Consider the following 24,306-nt stretch of genomic DNA (forward strand, 5'->3'; position numbering starts at 1 on the left):
TATTGATTAGAAAATTTTAAATATGTCAGAAAGGAATATACGCATTAATAAAGTCCTTCGAGAATTAAATGTTTCTCTTGAAAGAGCTGTGGATTTTTTAAAGGAGAATGGTATTTTTATTGAAAGTAACCCAAATACTAAAATCAATCAAAAGGAATATGAAATTTTAGCATATCAGTTCTCATTTAAAAAGAGAATGGATGAAATCTCAAATAATACGATTAGTTCATCAATAATTGGCAATTTAGAAAATATAGTTGTTCCCCAAAATATTTCAATAAAGTCGAAAATAAAAGAAATTAAAAATGATAAAAAACTATTTACACCAGGAAATGTTGTAAAAGTTAAAATATCAAAAATTGTTGCTCCATCTCAAATCATTACGGACTATGTGGGCGGTTACATAGGAAGACTTTCTTTAGTTGATATTGCTTGGTCATTACCTCAAAGTGAACAGCTATTTAAAAAATATAAAATTGGGGATATAATTGAATGTGTTATTTTCAACGTTGATGAAAATAGTAAACAAGTAATAATAACGCAAAAACATCTTGCTAAGCCATTAATTCAAACAGTTAAATGGGAAAGATTAGAACGAGGTGAAGAGTTTGATGTCGAAATCATTCAGGACTTAAATAATACTTACCTAGTTCAAACCAAAAATAAATTATTTGGGATTGTTAGAAAATCACTTCTTAATAATCAAACAAAAGAGTTACGATTAAAAATTAACAGCAAATTTGAAGAATCTAGTTTGATAGATTTTGTTCCATCCCATCAGGAACAATTCGATGATTTAGAAATTGAAGAACAATATAAAGATCATTTAAATTTTATTGAAGATGAATTACAATCATTTAATAAATTTAAAAAAACACTTTTAGGACAAAAGGCTACAGATAAACAAGTTCAAAAAATAAAAGATGGTTTTGATTTAGATATAAATATTTTCAGCAAAGAAATTGATACAGGTATAACACTTTATATTCAATTTTTGATGAGTGATGGTTCTTTTGAAAATACATTCAAAAATCAAGCAATTCCATATTTTTTAGAGGGCGAACTATACAATGAACAAAATGAAAAAAGTGTACTTGAAAAGCTGTCTAATGAAAAGTATTGGTTCAAAATAAACAAAAGAGAGAAGAGTAATTCCAAGAATGATGCAAATAAATTTGAAACTATTGAATTTTCATTATATAATGATGAAACCAATTTTTTTGGAGAAGTAGTAATTTCAAAAGACAAGAAAGATGTTAGATTTTTAATTAAAAACTTTAGTTTCGGACAAAGTTTTTCGGCCGCAACAAATGCAAAGAAAAACAATGCAAAATATGGTTCATTTCTATTTTCTAATAAATTAAAAATAATTTCTCCTTTGGGAGCATTACCCTTTGATGATTCTCAGAAAGAGTTCTTGAACTACAGTTTAACAAAGCTAGAGTGTTTTCAAATAATTGAACAATTAAGGAATGATACTAGTGAAATATTAAGACAAGAAGGCAGAACATTAGCAATAATTGACAAATTTCTAGAATATCAAATTAGTTTATTGGCTAATGAAAAGGAGAATAATGTATTTGTTGAAAAATTCGAGAAAATCAATAGTAGCTTTGGTGGTATTTCAATCAAACTCCCGAGAGAGATAGGAGATAAATTAGAGTTAGAGGAAGGAACCGTTTTAAATGTTAGATTATATGAAAAAGAGAAACTGTCGAAATTATCAGATGGTTTTATTGCAATACAAGAGGAAAATTACATCTTAAACTTCAATAGAGATATTCTTGTTGAATTATTGCAAAATGGATTTTATATTGATAAGAGGGTTTCTACTAAACAGTTTGATATACAAAGGGAAATAATAAAAGATTTTCTAGACAAAAAGATTAAAATTGATCATATAGAATCTTTATTGGTAAATCCATCGAAAGTTAAAACTCCAATTTTAAAAAGTATAAATTTTAAGAATAGTGATTTAGTAAGAACAGAAATTGAACAGCCGGATAACATTCAAGTTAGAGCAGTTAAAAAGGCAATTGGAAACCAAAATATTTTTTTAGTGCAAGGTCCTCCTGGTACTGGAAAAACAACAGTAATTGCCGAGATAATAGAGCAATTAACAGCCAATAATGAAAAGATATTAGTTTCAGGTCAAAACCATGTTGCCGTTGACAATGTTCTTGAAAAAATGGCTAAAAACCCTAATTTAAATTTACTTCGAGTTGGTAATCCTGAACGTATTGATAAAAACTTATTAAAATATTGCTACGAGAATCTGGTTGAAGAATACAAAATAGACTATAAGTGTTTTATTAAAAATCAAAAAACGCTAACAGAAGTGTTTTTGAAGTTTATTAAAACGGACATGGATAAGAAAAGTATTTTAGAAGGTTTCAATGAGAAAGTGAATGAGCTCACACGAGATTATATTTATCTAAAAGAAACTTTTAAACAGAAGCATTTTATTTTAAGAGATAGTTTATCTGGTTTATCAGTAAAAGAACTTTTTGAGACAATCCAGGCACTTTCACATTGGGAAAATTCATTTAACAACGAATATGAAATTTTACTTCAACCTATTATTTATAATTCTGTTGATGTTGTTTTTGCCACATGTATTGGCATTAAAGGCGATAAAATATTCAAAGAAAGTAATTTCAAATTTGACACAGTAATTATTGATGAAGCTGGTAAAGCAAATATTGCTGAAACATTAGTAGCCATAGAGCTTGGTAAAAAAGTAATATTAGTAGGTGATCAAATGCAATTACCACCATATATGGATAGTTCTTTAATTGATAAAGAAGACCCAAAGAGTTTTCCAAATTCAATTTATGGTAAAGAGTATGCCCCTGATGAAATCACGCACGCCTTGAAAACATCTTTTTTTGAGTTCTTGATTAACAGAATTGACAGTAAACAATTTCCTTCTGAGAATAAAGAAATGCTAAATTACCAGCACAGAATGCATCCAAATATTGGAAATTTTGTTTCAGAGTCATTTTATGGTTCTAAAGTTTTTATGGGTAGTAGAACCCATTTAAATAGAATTGATATGGCAAATCCTTTTGATAAAGAAATCGTGTTTTTTGATACATCAAATTCTAAAAACCCTTATGAACAGAAAGAAGGAAACTCTGTAAAGAATGATACTGAGGCGGAAATCATAACAGAGTTTGTGTTGCCTAAATTATTAGATAACAATGTCAAAACAGAAGATATAGCTATCATAGCCCCATATAAGTTTCAGGTATCCAACATAAAAGAATTTATAAAAAAGTCTGTTGCTTGTCAAAATAAAAATATTGATGTTGCTACATTGGATTCCTTCCAAGGAAAAGAATACGATATTATTATTTTTAGTTTTACTAGGTCAACAGATCACAGTAAAGTAAAATTTATTGATGGTAAGAAAAAATATCTCAAAGTAGGATTTTTAGATGATGCAAGAAGGTTAAATGTCGCATTTAGTAGAGCTAAAAAGAAATTGATATTAGTAGGTAACGAAGTGACGCTAATTGACTTCCGTTCTCATTTTGATGGAATATTTAATTATACAAACCTTTTTAGAAAGTTAGTCCAGTTAAGTAAAAATGATGAAATGGGTAATTTCATAAATATAGCTGATTATCATAATGGCTCCTCTCCATTTGAAAAGATAGTAACTAGATATCAAATCGGTAATGAAGTAAAAGCAACATTCAAATCTTTAGGAACTAATAAGGATGTCTTTTTTGGAGCATTTTTCTTAGTTGATGGATTCGAATGCTTGTTGCCAGTTTCGTTTATGTCAATGCAATTTAAAAATTCAGTTAAATTACTAGATATTGGTTATGAATTAAGATTAATTATTCATGGTTTTGATACGCAAAACGAAAGAGTTACTTTAAATTTCCCAAAAGCAGAAATAAGACCTAAAAAAAGTGTAGTTGAAAATAATAGCTACAGTAAAGAATCTATTATTGAAAAAAGGAAAAGAATTTGGTCTCAAATCAAAGATGATTTAGTAATTGGAAAAAAAATTAAAGGGAAAGTTGTGAATCAAGTAAATTTTGGCTATTTCATTAAATTTGAAAGTGAATACGAAGGATTGTTACATAATAGACAAATTCCTAAAAACAAGAATTTGAAATTACATGATTTTATTGAAGTAGAAATCTTTGAAATAGATTATAAAAAACAACAAATTTCATTAAAGTTATAATATGGGATTATTTAGTATAGATTTTGAAAAGTTATATGAAGATTTGTCTTCAAAAGGAGAGCAAATTTTGGGTATGTTTTGCATTCAATATCCGATTTATTGCATTCATTCTGTTGTTTTAGATAGCACTAAAGATCCGTTAGATAGTTTAGATAAAGTTATTGTTGATTTTTTAATTGCTAAACCGAATTATTCACTTCAACAATTAGGTGCTTTATTAGGAGCATCAAAATCATTAATTGAGTTTAGAATAAATAAGTTGATTTATGATGGGCATTTGATAACAGAAAACAATAATTATTTTTTAAGCGAACTTGGGACTGAAGTTTTTGTACATGAATCAATTATAAGACAGCACAAAAAGTCATATGATTTTTTTATTGATGGCATTTCATTAAAACCACTTTCAAAAATCTTTTATACATTTTACAGTTCAAAATATTTAAATGAAAGTGATTCTTATTTGAGGACAAATTCATATGGAGTAACCAAATTAATAAAACCATTTGGTCCAGATATTGTTCACACACCACTTTCCAAATCTAAAATAATTGATGAAATCAAAAGCATAGAGTTTCAAAATAGAGATGAAATGAATATTCCTTTGGGATTGATGGAAATTGAAGACTTATCGTTCTCAAAGTTGACTCTTCACTGCATCGTTAATGTTACAAAAAAAGACAACACCCTGAAGAAGGAACTTTTAGATGGTTATCCTATTTTTTCTTTATCAGATAGCACAACATATTATGATGCAGCAAGGAAAAATGTTTATTCTTTTGAAAATAATTTAAAAGACCGAATTAAAAATCTTCAGTTCAAAATAGTTGTACCAAGACAAAGAGAAGAAAATAATGAAAATTTTAAACCAATACTAACATCTAATTGGCAAGAAATTGATAGGCATAACGAAAGTGAAAATAAATGCTTCTCTTTTAGTAGCGAAGATTTAATTAAGGTAATTGAAAAAACATTTGATATAAAAAATGCTCATTCCGAAAACATTGTTAATGAAGATTCAGAAATAAGTATAGATATTAATAAAGAAATGTTATTAAATGCTCCAGATCGCAAAAAATTAATTTCTAATATTATTAGAAAGAGAGATTACAAGTTTGGAAACACTGATAATAATGTATTTATATTGTATATATATTATAAGACTACTGACGAATTTGTCAAGAAAGTTGTTGCATTAAAAAGCATTTTAAATAATATTAAAGTTTCTGAAATGGACGTAGACACATTCCTAATTAATTACCCTGAATATAAAGATAACCTAAGAAATTATATGGTAGCTGCAGGTGAGTATGAGGTATTAGAAAAATTAGATGTCAATCAACACATGTTAGCTTTATAAATATGATAATCAATATAAAACATACAGATAATTTAGAAACAGGAGCGTTTATAAGTAACGTTGATGCTGAAACGTATAAAAATTATACTAAAAATGAAACAGTCTTTATAACCCAAAATAATAATGTAAGACTAAAAGAAGAAATAATTAAAATTATTAATAATAGTACCACTGTTCTTAAAATCTGTAGTTTTATTATAACAGATAAAGAATTATTTGATTTAATACTAGAAAAAGCGACAAGTACAAATGTTGCAATATTTATATTAACACAACTAGATAAATCAAAGCTAAATAATCTTTCATCATTAAGTGAATTTTTAACGGAAGAGGAAATGAGTGATAAAACATCTTCAATTCATTTAAATAATATAAAAAAATTAACAGATAATGGAGTTCATGTCAGAGCATCTGAATCTGCTCATGCTAAGTTTATTATTGCTGATAGAGGATTTGGTTTCATTATGAGTGCTAATTTAACCACGCCATCCTTAAATGAAAATACGGAATCCGGAATTTACTTAAACAAAAACAGTAGTGAGGAATTAGATAAACTTTTTGATATTATTTATATCAAGGGGACTAATTATTCTGGATTTATTGATTCGTCAAAGAAGGGGAAAATGATGGTCAACTATTCTCAAATAAATTATGCATTTGATAATCTGCCAAAAGCAACAGACTCTAATTTGAGATTTACTTATTTAGATATCACATTAAATCTTCTTGACGAAATTATTAATATTATTGATAATGCAAATGAATACCTTTATTTATCGACCTATAGTATTGTTGGTTTAGAACATATTCAAAAGCTAGTAGATACGCTAGAAAATGCTGTGATAAGAGGAGTTAAAGTGTTCATATTCTGTAGAGGTATGAATTATAGAAATGATCATTTATCAGCTTCGGAAGTTTTAGCAAAAAAAGGTTGTAATATTTTCGGTAATTTTGATAATCATTCTAAAGGAGTAATATCCGAAGCTGATGGTTTAATTTTTACTGCCAATATTGATGGAAATCACGGTTTAATTAACGGGTTTGAAGTAGGTTGCAAATTGGATGAAAAACAAAGAGCAGATTTCCTTGATTTTCATAAATATTTAATCAATCACAGTAATTATATATATAAAATTGCTCCTCAAAGAATGGAATTAATTAAAACATATATAAATTATGAAAAGTATAAAAATATATCTCCTCCTTTAATCCCACAAGACCTTGTAGTAAAAGCAAATACAGGTATTAATGTTGAAAAAGGCGATTTTGTTAAACTTCCGATTTTTTATGGAATATCAGAAAAAAATACTCATTTAACAGTTGGTAATTATACTTATGATTGTGTTTTTGAAGGGAATACCTTTACAATCGTTAAAAAGCAATACTTTCAATTTAATATAGAAAAATATTTTCTTAAATTTTTTAATTTAACATTAGAAATAGAATAATGAAAAAGAACATACCATATTTAAATGAATGGCTTGAATTAGCAAATTCAGGAAATTTCAATAAAGCACAAGAGCTTTATTATGATAATCTTTTCGAGGCAGTAATCGATAATTTTAAAACTAATTATCAAGATAGTATTCCTTCAGGAGGTGTGCTATTTTCAATTTTAGGATTTTCTCCGGAACCAATTATTTTAACTGCCAAAGCTGTTGAACCAGAAAAGCATATTATTTTCACAACAAATAATCAAAGTGAGGGTAATGATTATTTAGAGAAATTTTTGGAATCAAATTATGAAATGATTTATATCGATGATGAAAATTTTGATACTATTTATAAAGCATTAAAAGAAACTTTGATTTTGAATCCAAATTCTAATGTGACACTTGATATAACTGGAGGAAAAAAATCTATGGTAGCTGCCGCAAGTATCTTTGGTAAAGATTATGGTTGTAAAATTGTATATGTTGATTTTAAAGAATATTTGAAAGAATTAAGAAAACCGATGCCAGGTTCTGAAATTTTAAATATCGTTTATGATCCTCTGGTAAATCAACCCGAAATATTTCTATTATGAAACATCAAATAGCTTTAGTAGGAGGCCAACTATTACCAATATATGTTGGTATTAAAGAGTTTAGCCCTGATAAAATTCACTTTATTGTATCAAAGGAATCAATAGAAAGTCTTAATAATTTAAAACCAATGATTAAGGGTATTTCACAAAATGAGTATAGATGTAATGCCTTTGATTTTTATGAAATAAAGTCGATTTGTGAAAAAATAATCCAAAAAATAAATCCCGAAGATTCAATTACTTTTAATCTAACTGGTGGTACTAAAATAATGGTATTGGCATGTCAAGCCATTATCCATGAAAAAGGGTTAAATGGATTTTATATAAATCAAGATGATTCGTATTTAGTGCTTCCGTCTTACGAAAGGAAAAATATTAGTATAGAATTAGCGGCAAACGAGTTTTTTGATTTAAGCGGTCATAAAACTTATAATTTTAAAGCAATAACAGATTTTAAAGAAGAAGATTTTAAAACAGCTGAAAAAATCAAAAATTTTGCTAATAACGACAATAGATACAAAGTGATTATTGGTGCTTTTAGAAAGAAATATTTAAATAAAAATACTTTACTACCAATAAAGGGTAATGAATTAGTAAATAATAATCTTAGAGTTATTTGGGATGAAACTTCAATAAATATTGAATCTAATAATAAGAATATTTTAAAATTAAATTCAAAGATTGTCCAAGACATTATGTTTAAGGCAGTTTGGTGGGAATTAATAATTGCTCAAGAAATTGCTAAATCAATAAAGTTTAAAGAATTATTTTTAGGTTTTGAACTTAATTTCAAATCGGATAAGAATACAACAAAAAACGAGATTGATATTTTAATCAATACGGGTAAAAAATTAATATTTATCGAATGTAAATCCGGTTTAGTAAAACAAGAGGACATAAATAAAATGAAAATTGTAAAGCAAACCTATGGTGGAGTAATTGCTAAATCTATCCTTGTTTGTCGAGAATTGCCAAACCCATCAATAATTGAAAAATGCAAGGAGTTGGATATTGAATTGTTTTACTCTATTGCTTTCAACAAGGAAGTTAATCCAATTAATAAATTAATTAAGTTAATAAACGAAATAGAAAATAAAGCTTCTATGTAGTATTATGTTTATTATAAAATCTATTATTCTTAAATTATCAATTAACATAATTTTAAAATAACTCATTATCTCATTCATCTGCACAAAATCCTCGTTTAGTCCAAGTATTCCTAAACTCACATCTTTGTTTGTTTCATTTCGCTAATTTCATTTACAGTAACAAGAATATCATTTTTCGTCCGGTGGTAAAAAGAACGTTTTACATTTCAAATGCCACTCCTTCGCCAACGCTCCAAAAAAAATTACTGGCACAGTTTTTAGAAAAAACACGTACGCTTCGCAACTTGCGCCAGTAATTTTTTTCCCCAAGCTGTGTTACATAATTGAGTATTATAGTTCATCACAAAGCGAGTTTATTGTTTTTTTGGTTTTTGCAATGAAGCTATAATATCATTTATGTAAAACAGCCGCCACACCCAACGCGCTTGCCAGTGGCTCCAGGACAACATTTTTTGCAGCTCCCATCGCATCACCCAGCCACAAAAAACACCGTCCTTCGCCACTGTCTTTAACAACGTCCGCCATTTCATCGGAAACTTTACGGTTATACTTGCTTTCAAGAACGTTCACGGTAACTGTTTTTAACAACTTTACGCATAAATCGGTAGTATTTGCATTGCTTTTGTAAGTGTTGTAAAATGCTTATCAACTCTATTTCTAATATTCACGATATAGGTATAAGCATTTTTCAACACCCACAAAATCAAGAGAAGCCAGCAAGAGTATCATTTTTTTATTTGCCAGAAAATCCCAAGTAATTACTTCAGCGGAAAAGCCGATGCCATACCGTTCCTAATAATAAATGGTATAAGCTTGAAGCATTATCTTTCTTTCAAATCTATGGCATCAACTTTTCCACAAAAGCAATCAGAAACATCGCAGTCAGCAAATAAAATAATGATACACTTGCACGCGCTACTGCACCGTCGCACTCGGTATTATAATGCATTGTTTTTTGAAGATGCTTTCCATTTTCAGTACAACATTCCGTTTAAATTGAAACTTCTCATTTCATAAGACGATTAAGCATCCTCAAAAATCAAATCCAAGAAATGGTCACCAAGAACAATTCCAATAAAAAAGACCATTACGTTTGACCAATAAAAATCAATAAACTCTTGCAAACGAAAGAGTATCAAATTCTTTGGCCGGATGAAAAGCATTTTTATTTTTTAATTTGGTTTTTTCATCCATCCAAAGAATTTGATACCCTTTCCGAAGACGACCATCTTTCAAATCAACTCCCATTCCTTCAGATTAAATCCGTTTAAACAAGAACATTCCGATTGGAAATAGCCAACTAAAAAAACACAATTCCGATTTTATTGAAATGGCTATTCTCAATCACCTTTAAAAAAACAATAAAAACTTCGATTGGATATTCAAAACAAAAAATAAAAAAAAAGAGAGCAAAGATAAGTTCCAGGTATTCAGAAAAAAAAGTTCAAGCCCTACGGGTTTTAAAAAAAATCTCCACCCATAACGTTTCGCATCAACATTCAATTCCGCTTTAACGCCCACACTTCCGATGATGTATCGGGTAGTATTTTTTTTAAAAAACTTTTTTATCTGAAACCTTCCACTTGAACAGACGGCTTTCTTTTTTTCTTTTTTTTCTTTTGAAAAATTTTATAGGTCGAGCGTAGCGAGGCACACCTGCATTTCAAGAGAAAATCCGCGAAAAATTGAAAATCTAATCAATTTTTAAAGCCGAATGTTATGACCAATTTTATCATCAAAACTCACCGAGTTGGAACGATTTATTCAAAACCGCATCTATTCCTACTTAACAAAGGGATGAACAGCGGAAAGCCACAAAAAGAGCCATTTACTAACAGTTTTGTTATCATTTTTCAAAACGAGGAGGACTGCGAAAGCCTTTTTTTCATTGCTTATAGTTTATGGCAAACAAAATTCTGGCATCAACATTTAGTTGGTTCTGTAATTCCGTTTTTACGCCTTAATGATTTCAAAAAACAATTCAATCCACAAGCTAATTTGTTGATGGTGGAACACGAGCAGCACCAAAAAAATGTTGCAGCTCTCAAACTTTTGGAGAAAAAAGAAAAGCAATACAAAGAAGATATGATGCTCATTAATGACCTTCGCAGAGCCATTTTATACCGCTACCATAGAAAATAAAACAATCCTGGTCCTTTCGGACTAGGATTGTTTGCACCTTATTCCCAAGCAAACCAACGCATAAGTGCAATATGATTGCACCACTTAAATAAAACGGAGAAAAGCAAAGCAATTGTAATTTATTGACTGCTATAAACAAAAGAAGCCCCGAAAAACGGAGCTTCTAAAGTCATTTTATTGGTTTTTTATTCCTTTGGTTCTGGCTGCTCTTCAGCTTTAACCGCCGTTTGTGAAACTACCGAAATGATACTTCCACCAAGAACCAAGTAACCAGCTGCCGAAACTAATCCGACTGGCAACGCAACAGGAGAAGCAATGATTGCACCTCCAACAGAAGCCAAAGCAATTCCAACAGTGCGAAGAATTTTAAACCATTTTGGAGTAGGAGCGACAACACGCTCGACTATATTCATATTTTTATTTTTCATAATCTTGACTTTTTAAGATTGTTAATTCAATTATTTGTACTCTTTTTTCTAAATATTCTACTTTCTGGTTCAGTAAGTCATTACCACTTTTAAACTCGGTTTTGATAATTAAAGCCATCGTTTTTACTTCAACCAAATCTTTTTCCATACTCTTAAAATCAGTGTGCAATTGCTTGATAAAATAAGCCACAATAGACAGTAGTAAGGTGATGAGTGTTCCAAAAAGTGTTGCGATGATGTTTATGTTTTCCATTGTTTGAACTTTTTAGAATTGAAAATTATTTTCAATGATCATTGAATTGAATGTGGTTTTTGCCAATGCTACCAATTTGGGATAAATCATTTTGTAAGCTGCCACACTTTGGGTAACTTGATAATTACCATCTACAAACTGGAAACCAAAACCACAAAGCGGACAACCGGCAGTATCTTTTATGGTATTTCCGGTATGGATATAAACAAAACTATAGTTTGGTAAACCACTTATCTCAATCATTCCTTCGTGCAGCTTTCCAAAAGCTTTTTTGTAATCCACATTTTTAGCTCCAATAGTGTTCAATTTCAAACTAAATACACCTTTTGGTATAGCAGTTTGAGAAGGAATTTTCACTTCTCTAATTTTATCCTCCAACAAATAACATTGAAAGATGCCGTTAATGTATAACTGGCTCAATGTACTTTCTTTGCCTTGTGCTACTCTTATTATTTTGCTTTCCATAGTTTTGATAGATTTGAGATTAAACAAAAAATCCCTCACTTTTGGCGAGGGATTTTCGGAAGGTTTTTCTAAAAAGCATCCTCAACTTTCAAGCAGTTACCACTAGAAAACAAGTAGTAATTTCCACCAACTTGTTGGTAGAACTCAATTCCGATACATTGCAAAACAGTAACATTTGCTGTCGGAAGAACTGCACCAGGTAAAGTTGCTGTTACAGTTGTAGAAGGAACTGGAGCATACAAGTCCAAGAAAGCACTGTATTGAATATCGTTTACCTCATTCAAGTCTGCATCCATAGGATCATAACTGTTTGTGGTAGCGTTGTATTCAAAATCACTCACTACAGAAAGCGAAGTAATCAAACGGAAATGAGTTGCACCTGATGGAGCATTAACCAAATTCGCTGGATTAAAAGCATCAACAACAAAATCACCAGTTTCTCTAGCAACTCCGTGAGTTAATGAGTAAGGAGCGTTGAAAATCCCATTGAAAGAAGAGTTTTTGTCAAACTCAAATCCTTTCAAGTAACTACGTTGCGTAGTGATTTCAATTTTACGGTAACCTCTGGCTTCCGTTTGGTCTTCAAGGTTGATTTTCTTCATAATAGAAGTTAATCTTCCAGTTACTTGGCTGTCCGCCATTTGTTTCATCACTTGAGATAAACCAGTTCGAACAGATTTCCCGGCTTTGGCACAAGCGCCAAATTCGTTCATATTCTCACGAGTTCTCTCAAATTCAGGAGCAGATAATACTTGGTCGCCAGTTGGTCCACCAACCATTCCAGCGAAGTAGCCTTCCTGTCCTTTAATTTTGAAGTGTCGGATATCTCCAAGAGTTCCAACGTACTTAATAACACCTTTTTGTCTTGCCATTTTTTTAAGATTTAAAAAGTTAATAATTAGATAAAATTCATAAGACAAATTTCAATGATTATCTTTGAATATCAATAACTTAAATAACTGTAAATCAATGCAATACAACGCAAAAGCACCGTGCATAGTGGAAACCCATTGGCAAATTGAAGAAGTCCTTGATGGGGATAGCATCATCATTTGCCATCGTTTCACTCAAATGAAAAAAGAAATCCGTCTTTATGGTTTAGATGCACCAGAAGTAAAGATTAATAGGAAGATGATAGAGGATGAGGCGAAAAGCAGTTTACCTGCCCAATTATTGCTCCAATTTGGTTTGCAATCCTTACACTTCGTTTTGTCGGTTGCACCGCCTAAAACGGCTGTAACTATCATTACAGAACAGGAGAACTACTACGACTACTGGAACAGACAATTAGGATATGTAATATTACCAGGAGGAGAATGTTTGAATGATTTGCTTTTGATCAATGGGTATGCAAAAGCAACACAACAATATTACTGCGGCCAGCTCGCAGAATATCAAATGATGAACCGCCAAGCGCAGCTTAATCAATTGGGTATTTATAGTTCTGTAAAAAGTTTTTGATTTGTTGTACTTATGTTGTACTAAAGGATTTTTAAATTTTGTGAGTGCCAATAAAATATATACTTCACAAGCGTATTAAGACTAAACCGCTGTTATAGGCAGGCGTTTTATCTATTCAAACCAATTCTTTCCATTTTTCAGTCGGTTTAAGAAATCAGAAAATGAAATTCCAATTTCTATAAAAGATTCTTTGCTTAAATCAATAAAAGGCGACAATACAATTCTGTAATTGTCATTTTTAAAATATTCAATTGCGATAAATTCTCCGCTTCCATTTCCGCCAATTCCAAATGTATTTTTTAAATTTTCAGTAATTCTGTAGCCTTCATTATTTTCAAGCAATTCATTTTCTGCATCCCAAAGTTTTACATATTCATTTCCAATAAAATTTTCGTTGCCATAAAAATTTTCCACATAACTTTTATAGTCAGTAGGAAGTTTAAAACCAATACTTTTTTCAATATCTTTGAAGTCAATAGACGCTTTTTTTTCACGTTTTGACCATCCTTTTTCAATTAATATTTCTTCGAAATTTTCCATTTTAAAATATGTGCAATTTTGTGACACGCTTGCCTATAACGTTCCCGCGCTACACGCGGTTTGGGACTAAATTAGCGTTATTTTTCGGATTAGCCAAAATTCCCAAATACAAAACCATTTTCCCGTCAAGACAGATACCCAAATCGCTTGTAGTGTGTGTTGTAGGGCGGTTGTGAAGTAGAAATTACTAAACTAACGTAATTCTATTTTGCTATTTTCTGCGCCTGCTTTTCGGTTGTTGCATTTTTGTTTCAACATTACAGTTTCCACTTTTCGGTTTCTATTTTTTCAGTTTCCACTTTTCAGTTTCTGCTTTTCAGTTTCTGCTTTTCGGTTCCTGCTTTTCAGTTTCTGCTTTTCAGTTTCTGCTTTTCAGTTTCTGCTTTTCAGTCTCTGCTTTTCAGTCTCTGCTTTTCAGTTTCTGCTTTTCAGTTTCTGCTTTTCAGTTTCCACTTTTCGGTTTCCACTTTTCGGTTTCCACTTTTCAGGATTCTGCTTTTCAGGATTCTGCTTTTCAGGATTCTGCTTTTCTGAATTTTAAGCAGCTATTTAGCGTCGGCGTTTTATCTTGCGAAAACAATTTGTAAACTTAAAATAGATTTCTGCGTAATTTCGGCACAACTGACCTACAACGGTTTCGGGCTAGGAGAAGTGCCTTTTTTCGGCTGCTTTCCTATTTTGAGCTAAAATAGTCAAATTTTTTAGTTTGTACTATTTTCTCCAGGAAAGCGCAAGGCATTTCTCTTAGCCCGTGTTATGTGCTGTTTTCTTTTCTGCCGCGAAAAGAAAAGCAGGAACAGTTAGGATGTGAGAAAACTAGATAAATGATTTTAAAAGATTGATCTTATCCTACCGTACGGATAGGAGTAGTCTTTTAAAATCTTAGCTTAAAAATTGCTAAAGTCTAACGTTTAATTAGTTAGAATAAAAAAACACTTGACTTTCTGGTTTTTTTCTTATAACTTTGGCAAGCCCTTTAAGCGTCTTCGCTTTGAAAATACATTTTCAGCAAATCTCGTTTGCAAGGCTTGACGAAAAATTAAATTCTTTATTTTCCGCTTTAAACGTTTTCCTTTTTAATCCAATTTTAAGCTATTTATCAGGTTTCGAGCTCATAATTGCACATAACGGTTTCGGGCTAGGAGAAGTGCCTTTTTTCGGCTGCTTTCCTATTTTGAGCTAAAATAGTCAAATTTTTTAGTTTGTACTATTTTCTCCAGGAAAGCGCAAGGCATTTCTCTTAGCCCGTGTTATGTGCTGTTTTCTTTTCTGCCGCGAAAAGAAAAGCAGGAACAGTTAGGATGTGAGAAAACTAGATAAATGATTTTAAAAGATTGATCTTATCCTACCGTACGGATAGGAGTAGTCTTTTAAAATCTTAGCTTAAAAATTGCTAAAGTCTAACGTTTAATTAGTTAGAATAAAAAAACACTTGACTTTCTGGTTTTTTTCTTATAACTTTGGCAAGCCCTTTAAGCGTCTTCGCTTTGAAAATACATTTTCAGCAAATCTCGTTTGCAAGGCTTGACGAAAAATTAAATTCTTTATTTTCCGCTTTAAACGTTTTCCTTTTTAATCCAATTTTAAGCTATTTATCAGGTTTCGAGCTCATAATTGCACATAACGGGCCGCGGCTTGCTGAAGTGGCGACTTCGTAAATTATTATTTGATGCTAAGATACAATTTCTTGCGAAAGAAAAACGTGAATCTACTACAAAACTAGCCATTTTAGCAAACCGCTGTTAGCAGTAGTTTTTTTATTTATAAATACGTTAAATTAAGTTCAATTCTATTTGTTAATGTATCTACAGTTAAATAAAATGGTTCATCTCTGTTTTTGTCATTATTACAATGCAAAAATTCAAATCCTTTTTTTTCATTTGCCCATATTCCTTTTTCAGTTTTTGAATTTATTACTGCCCAAATTGGATCAGCATAATTTTTCGTTTTGATTGTATCGTAAAGAATAGAATTAGTTATCTGCTTAATTATTTCTTTTTCATTAGACTTTTTGTATTCTATCGTTAAAGCATAAAAGTAATCAGAATCAAAAGCATCTTCAGTATTTTTAACAGAGTCAAGTATAACTTTAAAATTTATTGGTAATTTTAAATCAGTTTTTTCTTGAATTAAATGAGCCATGTCGGATTTTGTCCACTCTTCAGATTTTGATTTGTTGCAAGAAATAAAAACCATTAAAAGAACAATAAATAGATTATTAATAAATAGATTTCTTCTCATTTTTTTTAAATTACTGCTAACGTTCCGGCGCTTGGCGAGGTTGCGAACTGCGGAACCGATTGTTTTCTATCAAAGATAAAATTTCTTGCGAGAAACAAACGTGTATTTACTACAAAATTCGCAATCTTGCCAAATGCCTGTTGGTGGCAGTATTTATTAGTCGCAATCAACGTGTAATCTGTGTTGTCCGCAATTCACACACTGAAATAAATAACCAACTAAACTTCCTTCTTTTGATAAGTGCTCTTTTATTATTTCTGGTTCGTATCCGTTGTTTTCAATATCGTCATTTAATTCGTCTAACAACGGTTCAATTGTTTTTGCGTCTGCATAACTTAATAATTTACAAGGTTGATTACAATGTGAAAGCCAAACTTCTTGTTGCCAACTTATATAACTTGGAGTTCTTTCGCTAATTTTTAGTAATAATTCCTCAGCAATATTTTCAGAATTTTCAATTCCTGCATAATCGTTAAATTCTCCTTCAAACATTTCTGCCGCTTTTCCGTTTTCTATACACCAAGCACAGATATAATCAGGTTCTTCTTCGCTGTAAAATGAGCCGGTATATTTTAAGTTTCTATTTTCGTTACAACAAGAACAAATTCCGTCTTCTTTTTCAAAAACATCAAGTTCGTATGCGTTTGGACTAAATTCAAATTTTGGTAACTCCATAAATATTTTTTTAAGTTTAGTTTTATTTTGCTTCGATTCTGCGATTTTCAGGTAATATTGCCACCAACGTTCTGGCGCTTGGCGAGGTTGCGAACTTCGGAACCGATTATTTTCTGTTAAAGATAAAATTTCTTGCGAAATGTAAACGTGAATTTACTACAAAATTCGCAATCTTGCCAAACGCCTGTTAGCAGATGTTATATTTCTTCATTTATAAAATAGTCGTCATCTTCCAATTGGTTATAAATATCATTTTCAATAATCTCAAGTAATTTCTTAATTATATTCGCTTCTTTTAGATTTTTGTTTTCTAATTCTGCATTTTCATTCTTTGTTATTTCCTCTTTCAAGCCTAGATAAGCATATGCTTTTAAAAATAGGTTATTAAATCTATAAAGATTTGAATTTTCATCATAAACTAAAATTTCACTTCTAATTGGCATACATAATTCAGATAGAAATTTTGTAAAATGTGTTTCATTAATTGCATTGTTTTTTATTCGGTTAAATATTTCTAGATATGAAAATTCATCTTTGTTTAATTCTAAACAATTTTCTAAAATAATTTTTGGAACATTAACTTTTACCCCATTACCAACTTTTATAGATTTATCAAAATCTGCTTTTAGAGTATCTGATTTTTCTTCAACAAATTTAGAAATCGCTTCATCTAAGTCATCAATGTTAATTGATGTTTTAGTCTTAACAGTTTCTGTTATTTTCTTATTAAAACAAATATTTAGACAAAGTTGATGACATATTGCGGGTAAACCACAAGAATATTTAATTATTTTAGATTTTACATCTTTTGAAAAAATTATGTTTAGTAATTTTTCTCCTGTATTTATAATACTTTCAATTTCGTTTGCATTCATATAAGGAATAAATATTTCTGCAACACGATTATTCATTTCTTTATCGTATTCTATAACTTGTCTAGCTGTTCCAACTGCTCCTAATGCAATTATTTTTAAATCTTCAAATTCTTCGGACATATCCATAAAAACTTTCATCAATTGTGAAGTTTTTGTTCTTTCTTCACCTTTAATTTTATGAAAATCTTCCAATATCCAACACGATTTTGAAGCTCCAAAAAATTTAGCCAATCTTTGTGGTGTAAGTTGTGGCGGTAAAATATGTTTACTCGTTTCCGTTTTTTGCTTTGTATAATCTCCTAGTTTAATACTAGCTTTAATGTCTAAATATGTTAGATTTATTTCAGGTGAAATTTTAAATGATTTAGAAGTACTATTTTCGTTATACAATCCTGAAAGTTGGTCAAATCCATCCAATAAAATGTTTTCAAAAGTCATCCCTTCCATACAACGTGTTGTATAAGAATTCTCATAAATTTGGTTGATTTTATTTTTTAATAATGTTGTCTTTCCGCAACCTGAATGACCATATAAGACAATTTGTTTTCCAGGTGTATTTAATGCATCAACAAAGTGATTATTAACTTTTCCTTCCCTTTCTACAAATGTAAATTTAGCAGATGATGCTGGTGTGAATATCTTTTTAGTTTGATAAATAACTAATTTTTCTTCTTTCATATTTTTGTTATTTCGTCATTTTTGGGAATAATATCTGCTAACGTTTCGCGGCTTCAAGAAGTGGCGATGAACCAAGACCAAGCCTTCACAAATATAACAAAACTTTTAATTAAAAACCTTTCTGATTTCTGATAAATCCCGAGCCTCGCCATTTCTTGAAACCGCTGTTACCAGTAGTTTTTTTTATTCAATTATATATTTTTCAAATTCCGTTTTGTTTATTTTCGTTTCAATAGTCGGTTTTTCATATTTCAAATTTCCTCTTTCTGTAACAGAAACTATCTTTTCGTTTGGCTTTTCAATGTAGTATTCAAAAGATTTATTTTCAAAATTATAAATTGACCACGCAAATGTTCCTTCTTGTTTTTTGTTTTGATAAAAGTCAGTTTCAGTTTTTGCTTTCAAAATTCCATATTCAATAACTTTTTTAAAATGTCCATTTTTTGGTTCTGATTTCCACCAATAGGTTTCAAACTGATTAGATTCAGATTTGTTTATTTTCCAATTTTCGCCAATAATTGGAATTCCAAGTTTTTCTCTTGTTGAGTTATATTCAATTCCATTGTTTTTGTTTAAAGGAATAGTATGTTCATAGATTTTAACCAAACTGAAGTATATAATTAATAAAAATAAAGCTTTTGATGATCGTTTTTTCCACAAAGATTTTAGCGATAAGTTGAATTCTTTTGGATTACTTTTATAATCAATATAGTAACCAATAATTATCGGAAGAAAGATTAAAAAACCTAAACTATAAAATATTAAATTGCTCATTTTAAGATTTTTGCGATAAAATTACTGGTAACGTTCCCGCGCTACAGGCAGTTTGGGACTAAATTAAGCCCATTATTCGGATTTGCCAAATCATCACAAATACAAACCAATTTTTCCATTAAGCCAAATCCCCAAATTGCTTGTAGCGTGTGTTAGCAACCGTATCTTTATGAAATCCAGGTTTCCTCAATTTTAGCAATAAACCATTTATTCTTTATTTTTTTGATGACAACTGAATATCCTAAGCCACATTTTCCGCCACAACTATAACTTACATTTAAAACACCAGATTCTTTTTTGGCATCGAATTTTATATGAGAGAAAGACATTGTACCAGCAAATTTTGGATATTTAGTTTCCCAATTTTTATATTCTTCAACTTTGGGAAGTTCATCAAAATGCTTAAAAATAAATTTTTTATTGTTGTATTTTTCGACGTTAGTTTTGCTGTTTATTATACCGTCATTTCCAACTGCAATAACAAGATTAAGTGTGTCTTTTTTCAAAGCTGTCCTTTTAATTTCACACTCTTTATCTCTTTGTTTTTGCCCTGTCGAATCCAAACCTATCCATTTGCCTTTTTTGTCATAGATAGGTTTTCCTTGTTTTGGAAAAAGAGTATAAAGTCTTTTGTCGATGTAGGTTGAATCTACAATCTTTATAAACACTTCGTCAAAGACATTTTGTTCAAATTCCGCTTCAGAGACTTTTTTTTCACATCCAAAAAAGATGAAAGTCAAAATTATAATTATGATATTTAGTTGCTTCATTTCTGATATGGTTGCTAACGTTCTCGCGCTACAAGCAGTTTGGGATTAAATCAGCGTTATCTTTCGGATTTGCGAAATCTTCCAAATACAAACCAATTTTTCCATTAAGCTAAATCCCCAAATTGCTTGTAGTGTGTGTTATGCCTAGTGGTTTTTATTTAATCAATATAGTATCAATTACTTTTCCTTTCTCATCTAATCTAATCCATGTCCCTTTAATTTTCATAGAGTCAAGATGCTCGGCCTTTCGTATGAAATAAAAATCTTTAATCAAGGCCGTATCTACCGATGGTCGATTAGGCTTCCATTTCACATAATCCTGAACAACTACATATTGACTAGGTTTATCTATATTTCTATATGCTATATATCTATCAAAATGTGGCTCATATTCAAGTTTAAGGCTCATAGTCAATATGTAAAATATTGATATTGTAACAGTTGGGGTTCCAATAACCAATAAAATCCATTTAGCAATTTTACTAAAGCTCTTGAAAATTAGAATAAATATTAAAAATGAAATCAAGCAGAAATAACAAATCAGAAATCCCCAAAGTCTATTAAATTCAACGCTAGGAAATTCAATGCGTGGCTCAATGAGATTGATAGTTAATGTCAATATCACGAGCATCATTAACCCTGATGCAAAAATCTTAAGTATTTTAATTAATTTCGGATTCTTTATCATATTACTCGTCTTTTGTACCATTAGGCATAACGTTCCGGCGCTTGGCGAGGTTGCGAACTTCGGAATCGAATATTTTCTATCAAAGATAAAATTTCTTGAGAAAAATAAACGTGAATTTACTACAAAATTCGCAATCTTGCCAAACGCCTGTTAGCCGTTCGCTTTGTTTATTCGTTTCATTATTTTATAACCAATATAATTCTTTATTCTTTTGTAGTTAGGATATCTATAATATTCGCTCCAATAACTTGTCATTCTACTTTTTGTTTGTTCCCAATATTTTCTATTGTTCAATGTAAGTTGTTTGTATTGTTGAACGTTTTCATCAGTTATATGCTTGTCAAGTTCAAATAGAATTTCTATAACATATTCGCCAAGTAATTGCAGTTTATACGGCAAAATCCATTCTTGGTCAAAGCCCAACAAGTTTTTTAATCGTTTTTCTCTAATGTAACCATTGTAGTGTCTTGTGTAAATGCAATTTAGAATGTTTTTTTGAGTTTCTGTTAATTTGTTTTCAAGTTCTGGGTTTGGTTCATTAAAATAAATTCTATAAATGAAAAAAGTTAGTTCGTCTGTCGATAATTTAACTTCAGTTTGTTCTCCATAAATGCCATTTTCAACTTTGTAAGATTGTCCAAAAGAGTTAATATAAACTTCTTCTTTCAAAGGCATAATTTCTAACACTTTTTCAAGGTCAGCAAACAAAAAAGCGGGAAAGAAATTTTTCAATTTTTGTCCATACTCAATTGTCAAGTCAGTTTTCTTGTCAGTTTGTTGAAAAAGTGTTTTTATGTTTTGCAGGATATTCATAAAGTGACGGCTAACGTTCCGGCGCTTGGCGAGGTTGCGAACTACGGAACCGATTATTTTCTATCAAAGATAAAATTTCTTGCGAGAAATAAACGTGTATTTACTACAAAATTCGCAATCTTGCCAAACGCCTGTTAGCGGTCGTTGCAATATTAATTTATTTCAAGTTTAGAATGCCATTCTTTATGATATTCAAAATTTTTGTCTCTAACAAATATAAAAGCATATGCAAGCATTAAATGAAAATCTTCTTGATCACAATTTTTAAAACTTTCAGAATTATGTTGTGATTCTATGTTATAATCAAAATTTAGATTTCCTTTTTCGTCAAAATGTATTTTAGTTTTTGTTTCTTCGTTTCCCAAAATGACAATCAAGGATTTAATTGAATTTTTATTTTCATATTTGTAGTGATAATCCATTCCATTAGCCGAAAATCTTGCGTTTAAACCAGTTTGATATAAATCAAACCATTTTGTTTCAAAAAGGGCTGTCAGATTTTCTGTATTCATAGTTTTATTCAATGTAATTGTCATATTTTCCGCGGTTTTGAGCAATGTCCGCTAACGTTCCGGCGCTTGGCGAGGTTGCGAACTTCGGAACCGATTATTTTCTGTTAAAGATAAAATTTCTTGCGAGAAATAAACGTGAATTTACTACAAAATTCGCAATCTTGCCAAACGCCTGTTGTGTGTTCGTTTTTTTTTAATATTCAAATTCGTCTGTTTTATTTTCTAAAAACCAAGTTATATATTCATCTCGAATATTATTTAGATTTAACTCAATACTTAATTTTGTGTTTCTTGGTAATATTTTTAATAAAGTTATATTCACATTTAAATTAATTATTGAGGAACTTTTGTTTTCTATGATATTTATTTTTTTATCCTTTTCGTTTATTTCAATATAATTTACGGAAATCGGATGTCCGCAATATTTAGGAAAATCTAAATCATATAATTTTGTTTCTTCTTTTGAGAAAGTAATAATTCCTAAACTATTCCAACCGTCCAGAGTTAATGATATTATGTTTAAGTTAGGTTTATTTAGTTCTAAGTATTCATCAAAATATTTATAGTTTTGAATTTCAGAATATTTTTTTTTAGTATCATTTTTTTCGTCGTAATCATTTTTTAAATAGTTTTTATCGCCATTTTGCTTTGCGATTTTTAAAATTTCTTTTTTAGTTGGTTTTGTGAAATTTTGCATTAAAAATTCTTCAGTAAAGTTCTCTTTGTTTGTATTTAGTGAAGTTAAAAGATAATCCACATCGCTTTTTGGAATGGTTTTATAATTTGATGTTTTAATTGTTATTGAATCTTCTGAGAAGACTTTATTGTATACTTTTTGGTTTATTTTAAGATGTTGTGAAATTTTAAAATCTCCATTCTCAGTTTTAGTTAATTCAAATATTTCACTTCTTGAGTAAATACCATTTTTTCCCCAAGAAGAACCTCCATGCATGTATGAAAATTTGATTTTATTTATATTTTCAAAGTTTTGTGAGAATATAAAATTTCCACAAAAAAGTATAAAAAGTAGGAGAATCTTTCTCATTTAATTCTGGTTTTCGTTCGGCTAAAATGACACACAACGTCCCGCCGCCTCATGCCGTTGCGAACTTCGGACGCGATTATTTTCCACCAAATATAAATAAACTTGCGAAACGAAAGCGTCAATTTAGGAGAAAATTCGCAATGGCTTGAGACGGCTGTTGTAAGCAGTTTTTTATTCCGAATCAATAATTAGCGGTTCTGTTTCCGCCAACACACTCACACAATCATTGATTCCAGCAATTAAAAATTCATTATGATTTTCTCGATGATTTTGCGCTAAAAATCCTGACCTTAATTTTTCAAGTTCAAACCAACCTCCACTTTCAACTTTCCAAAGCCATCCAGAAACTCTCACTTCTTTATTCCAAAATTCCAGAAGGTTTCCCTCGTCCAACACTCTGAATCCTATAACATTCTTAAAAATGATATAAATCGGCTTGTTAATTCCATCAAAACCTAAAGTTATTTTCAAAGTCCATAAATCATAACTGATATTAAAAATTTCAGGATTTGAATCAGGAAAATTATTCTTAAATTCGGTAACTTTTGGTTTTAGTAATTTCTGAATGTCTTTCATTATGCGAGTTTTCTGAAAATTGCTTACAACGTTCCCGCGCTACACGCGGTTTGGGTCTAAAGTAGCGTTATTTTTCGAATAAGCCAAAACTTCCAAATACAAACCAATTTTCCCATTAAACCAAATGCCCAAATCGCTTGTAGCGTGTGTTGGCGGTAGCCTTTTTAGTTGCATTTTTTCAATCTTAACGTATCTTTTCCGATTACTAAACCTATATCAGTTTTTAAAATTTTTTCAATTTCTTCTTTTGTCCATTTATGATATATTTTGCTATCAAAATAGCCTGTTATAAGCGTTAATTTTATTGACTCTTTATCTGTATTGGGTTTTCCCTTAATTTTCATTTCGTCAATATAACGAAAGTAATATCTGTCTTCTTTTTTTAAAGAATATAGAAAAACATTTGTCAGTTTTCCCATTTCAATATTTTTCAATATCGACTTTTCGGAATCTTTAATTTCAATTTGTATTATGGAGGGAATTAATTTCTGTTTTTGATTTACATATGAAATTTTTTTTACGCAATAATTTTTACTTTTTGGACTTTCATTACAAGAAAGAAAAAGGAAAATAAACAAACAAAGTAGTCTCTTCATAGTTTTAATTATTAACATATATTCTTCTTGATTTCCGATAAGGTTACCGCCAACGTTTTGGGGCTTGGCGAAGTA

26 protein-coding genes and 1 pseudogene are annotated in these 24,306 nt (G+C 30.1%); 8 read left to right on the plus strand and 19 right to left on the minus strand.

Features of this window, described 5'->3' with window-relative positions; translation table 11 throughout:
• Positions 1–22: 22 nt before the first annotated feature.
• From ACXX8U_RS05020 to ACXX8U_RS05045, 6 genes and pseudogenes are all read left to right on the plus strand, one after another.
• Positions 23–211, plus strand: a pseudogene (locus ACXX8U_RS05020) (hypothetical protein); the annotation flags it as partial.
• Between the two features lie 786 nt (positions 212–997).
• Positions 998–4,204 carry an AAA domain-containing protein gene (locus tag ACXX8U_RS05025; protein ID WP_458566388.1) on the plus strand — a complete coding sequence of 1,069 codons (3,207 nt, stop codon included), beginning with the start codon at positions 998–1,000 and terminating at the stop codon, positions 4,202–4,204.
• Position 4,205: 1 nt separating this feature from the next.
• Positions 4,206–5,564: a hypothetical protein gene (locus ACXX8U_RS05030; RefSeq protein ID WP_458564888.1), complete on the plus strand. Its 1,359-nt coding sequence runs from the start codon at positions 4,206–4,208 to the stop codon at positions 5,562–5,564.
• A gap of 2 nt (positions 5,565–5,566) precedes the next feature.
• Entirely contained in the window at positions 5,567–7,012 is a 1,446-nt protein-coding gene (locus ACXX8U_RS05035) for a phospholipase D-like domain-containing protein (protein ID WP_458564889.1), read from the plus strand.
• Complete coding sequence (locus ACXX8U_RS05040) at positions 7,012–7,590, plus strand: hypothetical protein (RefSeq protein ID WP_458564890.1); 579 nt, start codon at positions 7,012–7,014, stop codon at positions 7,588–7,590. Before ACXX8U_RS05035 ends, ACXX8U_RS05040 begins: the two co-directional genes overlap by 1 nt.
• The gene (locus ACXX8U_RS05045; protein WP_458564891.1) at positions 7,587–8,699 is read left to right on the plus strand and encodes a Card1-like endonuclease domain-containing protein; all 1,113 of its coding nucleotides are present in this window, start codon (positions 7,587–7,589) and stop codon (positions 8,697–8,699) included. The genes ACXX8U_RS05040 and ACXX8U_RS05045 overlap by 4 nt, the downstream gene beginning before the upstream one ends.
• Before the next feature lie 390 nt (positions 8,700–9,089).
• On the opposite strand, the gene ACXX8U_RS05050 is transcribed toward ACXX8U_RS05045, so the two are convergent.
• A complete protein-coding gene (locus ACXX8U_RS05050; RefSeq protein WP_458564892.1) occupies positions 9,090–9,269 on the minus strand; it encodes a hypothetical protein in 180 nt (59 codons plus the stop codon).
• A gap of 537 nt (positions 9,270–9,806) precedes the next feature.
• Positions 9,807–9,947: a hypothetical protein gene (locus ACXX8U_RS05055; RefSeq protein WP_458564893.1), complete on the minus strand. Its 141-nt coding sequence runs from the start codon at positions 9,945–9,947 to the stop codon at positions 9,807–9,809.
• A 471-nt stretch (positions 9,948–10,418) separates the two neighbouring features.
• Between ACXX8U_RS05055 and ACXX8U_RS05060 the strand changes: the two genes are divergently transcribed.
• On the plus strand, positions 10,419–10,841 hold the full coding sequence (locus ACXX8U_RS05060; RefSeq protein WP_458564894.1) for a DUF6943 family protein: 423 nt from the start codon (positions 10,419–10,421) through the stop codon (positions 10,839–10,841).
• A 185-nt stretch (positions 10,842–11,026) separates the two neighbouring features.
• Here the strand turns inward: ACXX8U_RS05060 and ACXX8U_RS05065 are convergent, their stop codons facing one another.
• The 4 genes from ACXX8U_RS05065 to ACXX8U_RS05080 all read right to left on the minus strand — a co-directional run bounded on the left by ACXX8U_RS05065 (position 11,027) and on the right by ACXX8U_RS05080 (position 12,859).
• Positions 11,027–11,269 carry a hypothetical protein gene (locus tag ACXX8U_RS05065; RefSeq protein WP_458564895.1) on the minus strand — a complete coding sequence of 81 codons (243 nt, stop codon included), beginning with the start codon at positions 11,267–11,269 and terminating at the stop codon, positions 11,027–11,029.
• A complete protein-coding gene (locus tag ACXX8U_RS05070; protein ID WP_103726998.1) occupies positions 11,259–11,522 on the minus strand; it encodes a hypothetical protein in 264 nt (87 codons plus the stop codon). Before ACXX8U_RS05070 ends, ACXX8U_RS05065 begins: the two co-directional genes overlap by 11 nt.
• A gap of 12 nt (positions 11,523–11,534) precedes the next feature.
• Positions 11,535–11,987, minus strand: a complete 453-nt coding sequence (locus tag ACXX8U_RS05075) for a DUF5675 family protein (protein WP_458564896.1) — start codon at positions 11,985–11,987, stop codon at positions 11,535–11,537.
• 68 nt (positions 11,988–12,055) lie between these two features.
• A complete protein-coding gene (locus ACXX8U_RS05080) occupies positions 12,056–12,859 on the minus strand; it encodes a hypothetical protein (protein WP_458564897.1) in 804 nt (267 codons plus the stop codon).
• 97 nt (positions 12,860–12,956) lie between these two features.
• Here ACXX8U_RS05080 and ACXX8U_RS05085 point away from each other — a divergent pair, with 97 nt between their 5' ends.
• Complete coding sequence (locus ACXX8U_RS05085) at positions 12,957–13,448, plus strand: thermonuclease family protein (protein ID WP_458564898.1); 492 nt, start codon at positions 12,957–12,959, stop codon at positions 13,446–13,448.
• 111 nt (positions 13,449–13,559) lie between these two features.
• Here the strand turns inward: ACXX8U_RS05085 and ACXX8U_RS05090 are convergent, their stop codons facing one another.
• From ACXX8U_RS05090 to ACXX8U_RS05150, 13 genes are all read right to left on the minus strand, one after another.
• The gene (locus ACXX8U_RS05090; RefSeq protein ID WP_458564899.1) at positions 13,560–13,988 is read right to left on the minus strand and encodes an SMI1/KNR4 family protein; all 429 of its coding nucleotides are present in this window, start codon (positions 13,986–13,988) and stop codon (positions 13,560–13,562) included.
• Between the two features lie 1,761 nt (positions 13,989–15,749).
• Positions 15,750–16,229, minus strand: coding sequence for a hypothetical protein (locus ACXX8U_RS05095; RefSeq protein WP_458564900.1), 480 nt, complete (start codon positions 16,227–16,229; stop codon positions 15,750–15,752).
• Between the two features lie 156 nt (positions 16,230–16,385).
• Positions 16,386–16,904 carry a CbrC family protein gene (locus tag ACXX8U_RS05100; RefSeq protein ID WP_166124865.1) on the minus strand — a complete coding sequence of 173 codons (519 nt, stop codon included), beginning with the start codon at positions 16,902–16,904 and terminating at the stop codon, positions 16,386–16,388.
• Between the two features lie 197 nt (positions 16,905–17,101).
• Positions 17,102–18,457, minus strand: coding sequence for a hypothetical protein (locus ACXX8U_RS05105; RefSeq protein WP_458564901.1), 1,356 nt, complete (start codon positions 18,455–18,457; stop codon positions 17,102–17,104).
• A gap of 183 nt (positions 18,458–18,640) precedes the next feature.
• A complete protein-coding gene (locus ACXX8U_RS05110) occupies positions 18,641–19,231 on the minus strand; it encodes a hypothetical protein (protein ID WP_458564902.1) in 591 nt (196 codons plus the stop codon).
• A 167-nt stretch (positions 19,232–19,398) separates the two neighbouring features.
• Positions 19,399–20,001 carry a hypothetical protein gene (locus ACXX8U_RS05115; RefSeq protein WP_458564868.1) on the minus strand — a complete coding sequence of 201 codons (603 nt, stop codon included), beginning with the start codon at positions 19,999–20,001 and terminating at the stop codon, positions 19,399–19,401.
• A gap of 154 nt (positions 20,002–20,155) precedes the next feature.
• The gene (locus ACXX8U_RS05120; protein ID WP_458564903.1) at positions 20,156–20,689 is read right to left on the minus strand and encodes a hypothetical protein; all 534 of its coding nucleotides are present in this window, start codon (positions 20,687–20,689) and stop codon (positions 20,156–20,158) included.
• 150 nt (positions 20,690–20,839) lie between these two features.
• Positions 20,840–21,502: a hypothetical protein gene (locus ACXX8U_RS05125; RefSeq protein ID WP_458564904.1), complete on the minus strand. Its 663-nt coding sequence runs from the start codon at positions 21,500–21,502 to the stop codon at positions 20,840–20,842.
• Between the two features lie 152 nt (positions 21,503–21,654).
• The gene (locus ACXX8U_RS05130) at positions 21,655–22,014 is read right to left on the minus strand and encodes a hypothetical protein (protein ID WP_458564905.1); all 360 of its coding nucleotides are present in this window, start codon (positions 22,012–22,014) and stop codon (positions 21,655–21,657) included.
• 193 nt (positions 22,015–22,207) lie between these two features.
• Complete coding sequence (locus ACXX8U_RS05135) at positions 22,208–23,059, minus strand: hypothetical protein (protein WP_458564906.1); 852 nt, start codon at positions 23,057–23,059, stop codon at positions 22,208–22,210.
• Positions 23,060–23,230: 171 nt separating this feature from the next.
• The gene (locus tag ACXX8U_RS05140; RefSeq protein ID WP_458564907.1) at positions 23,231–23,635 is read right to left on the minus strand and encodes a hypothetical protein; all 405 of its coding nucleotides are present in this window, start codon (positions 23,633–23,635) and stop codon (positions 23,231–23,233) included.
• A gap of 39 nt (positions 23,636–23,674) precedes the next feature.
• Positions 23,675–23,809: a hypothetical protein gene (locus ACXX8U_RS05145; protein ID WP_458564908.1), complete on the minus strand. Its 135-nt coding sequence runs from the start codon at positions 23,807–23,809 to the stop codon at positions 23,675–23,677.
• Positions 23,800–24,231, minus strand: a complete 432-nt coding sequence (locus ACXX8U_RS05150) for a hypothetical protein (protein ID WP_458564909.1) — start codon at positions 24,229–24,231, stop codon at positions 23,800–23,802. The genes ACXX8U_RS05145 and ACXX8U_RS05150 overlap by 10 nt, the downstream gene beginning before the upstream one ends.
• Positions 24,232–24,306 lie beyond the last annotated feature (75 nt).

It is taken from the genome of Flavobacterium sp. GNP001 (assembly GCF_054343775.1).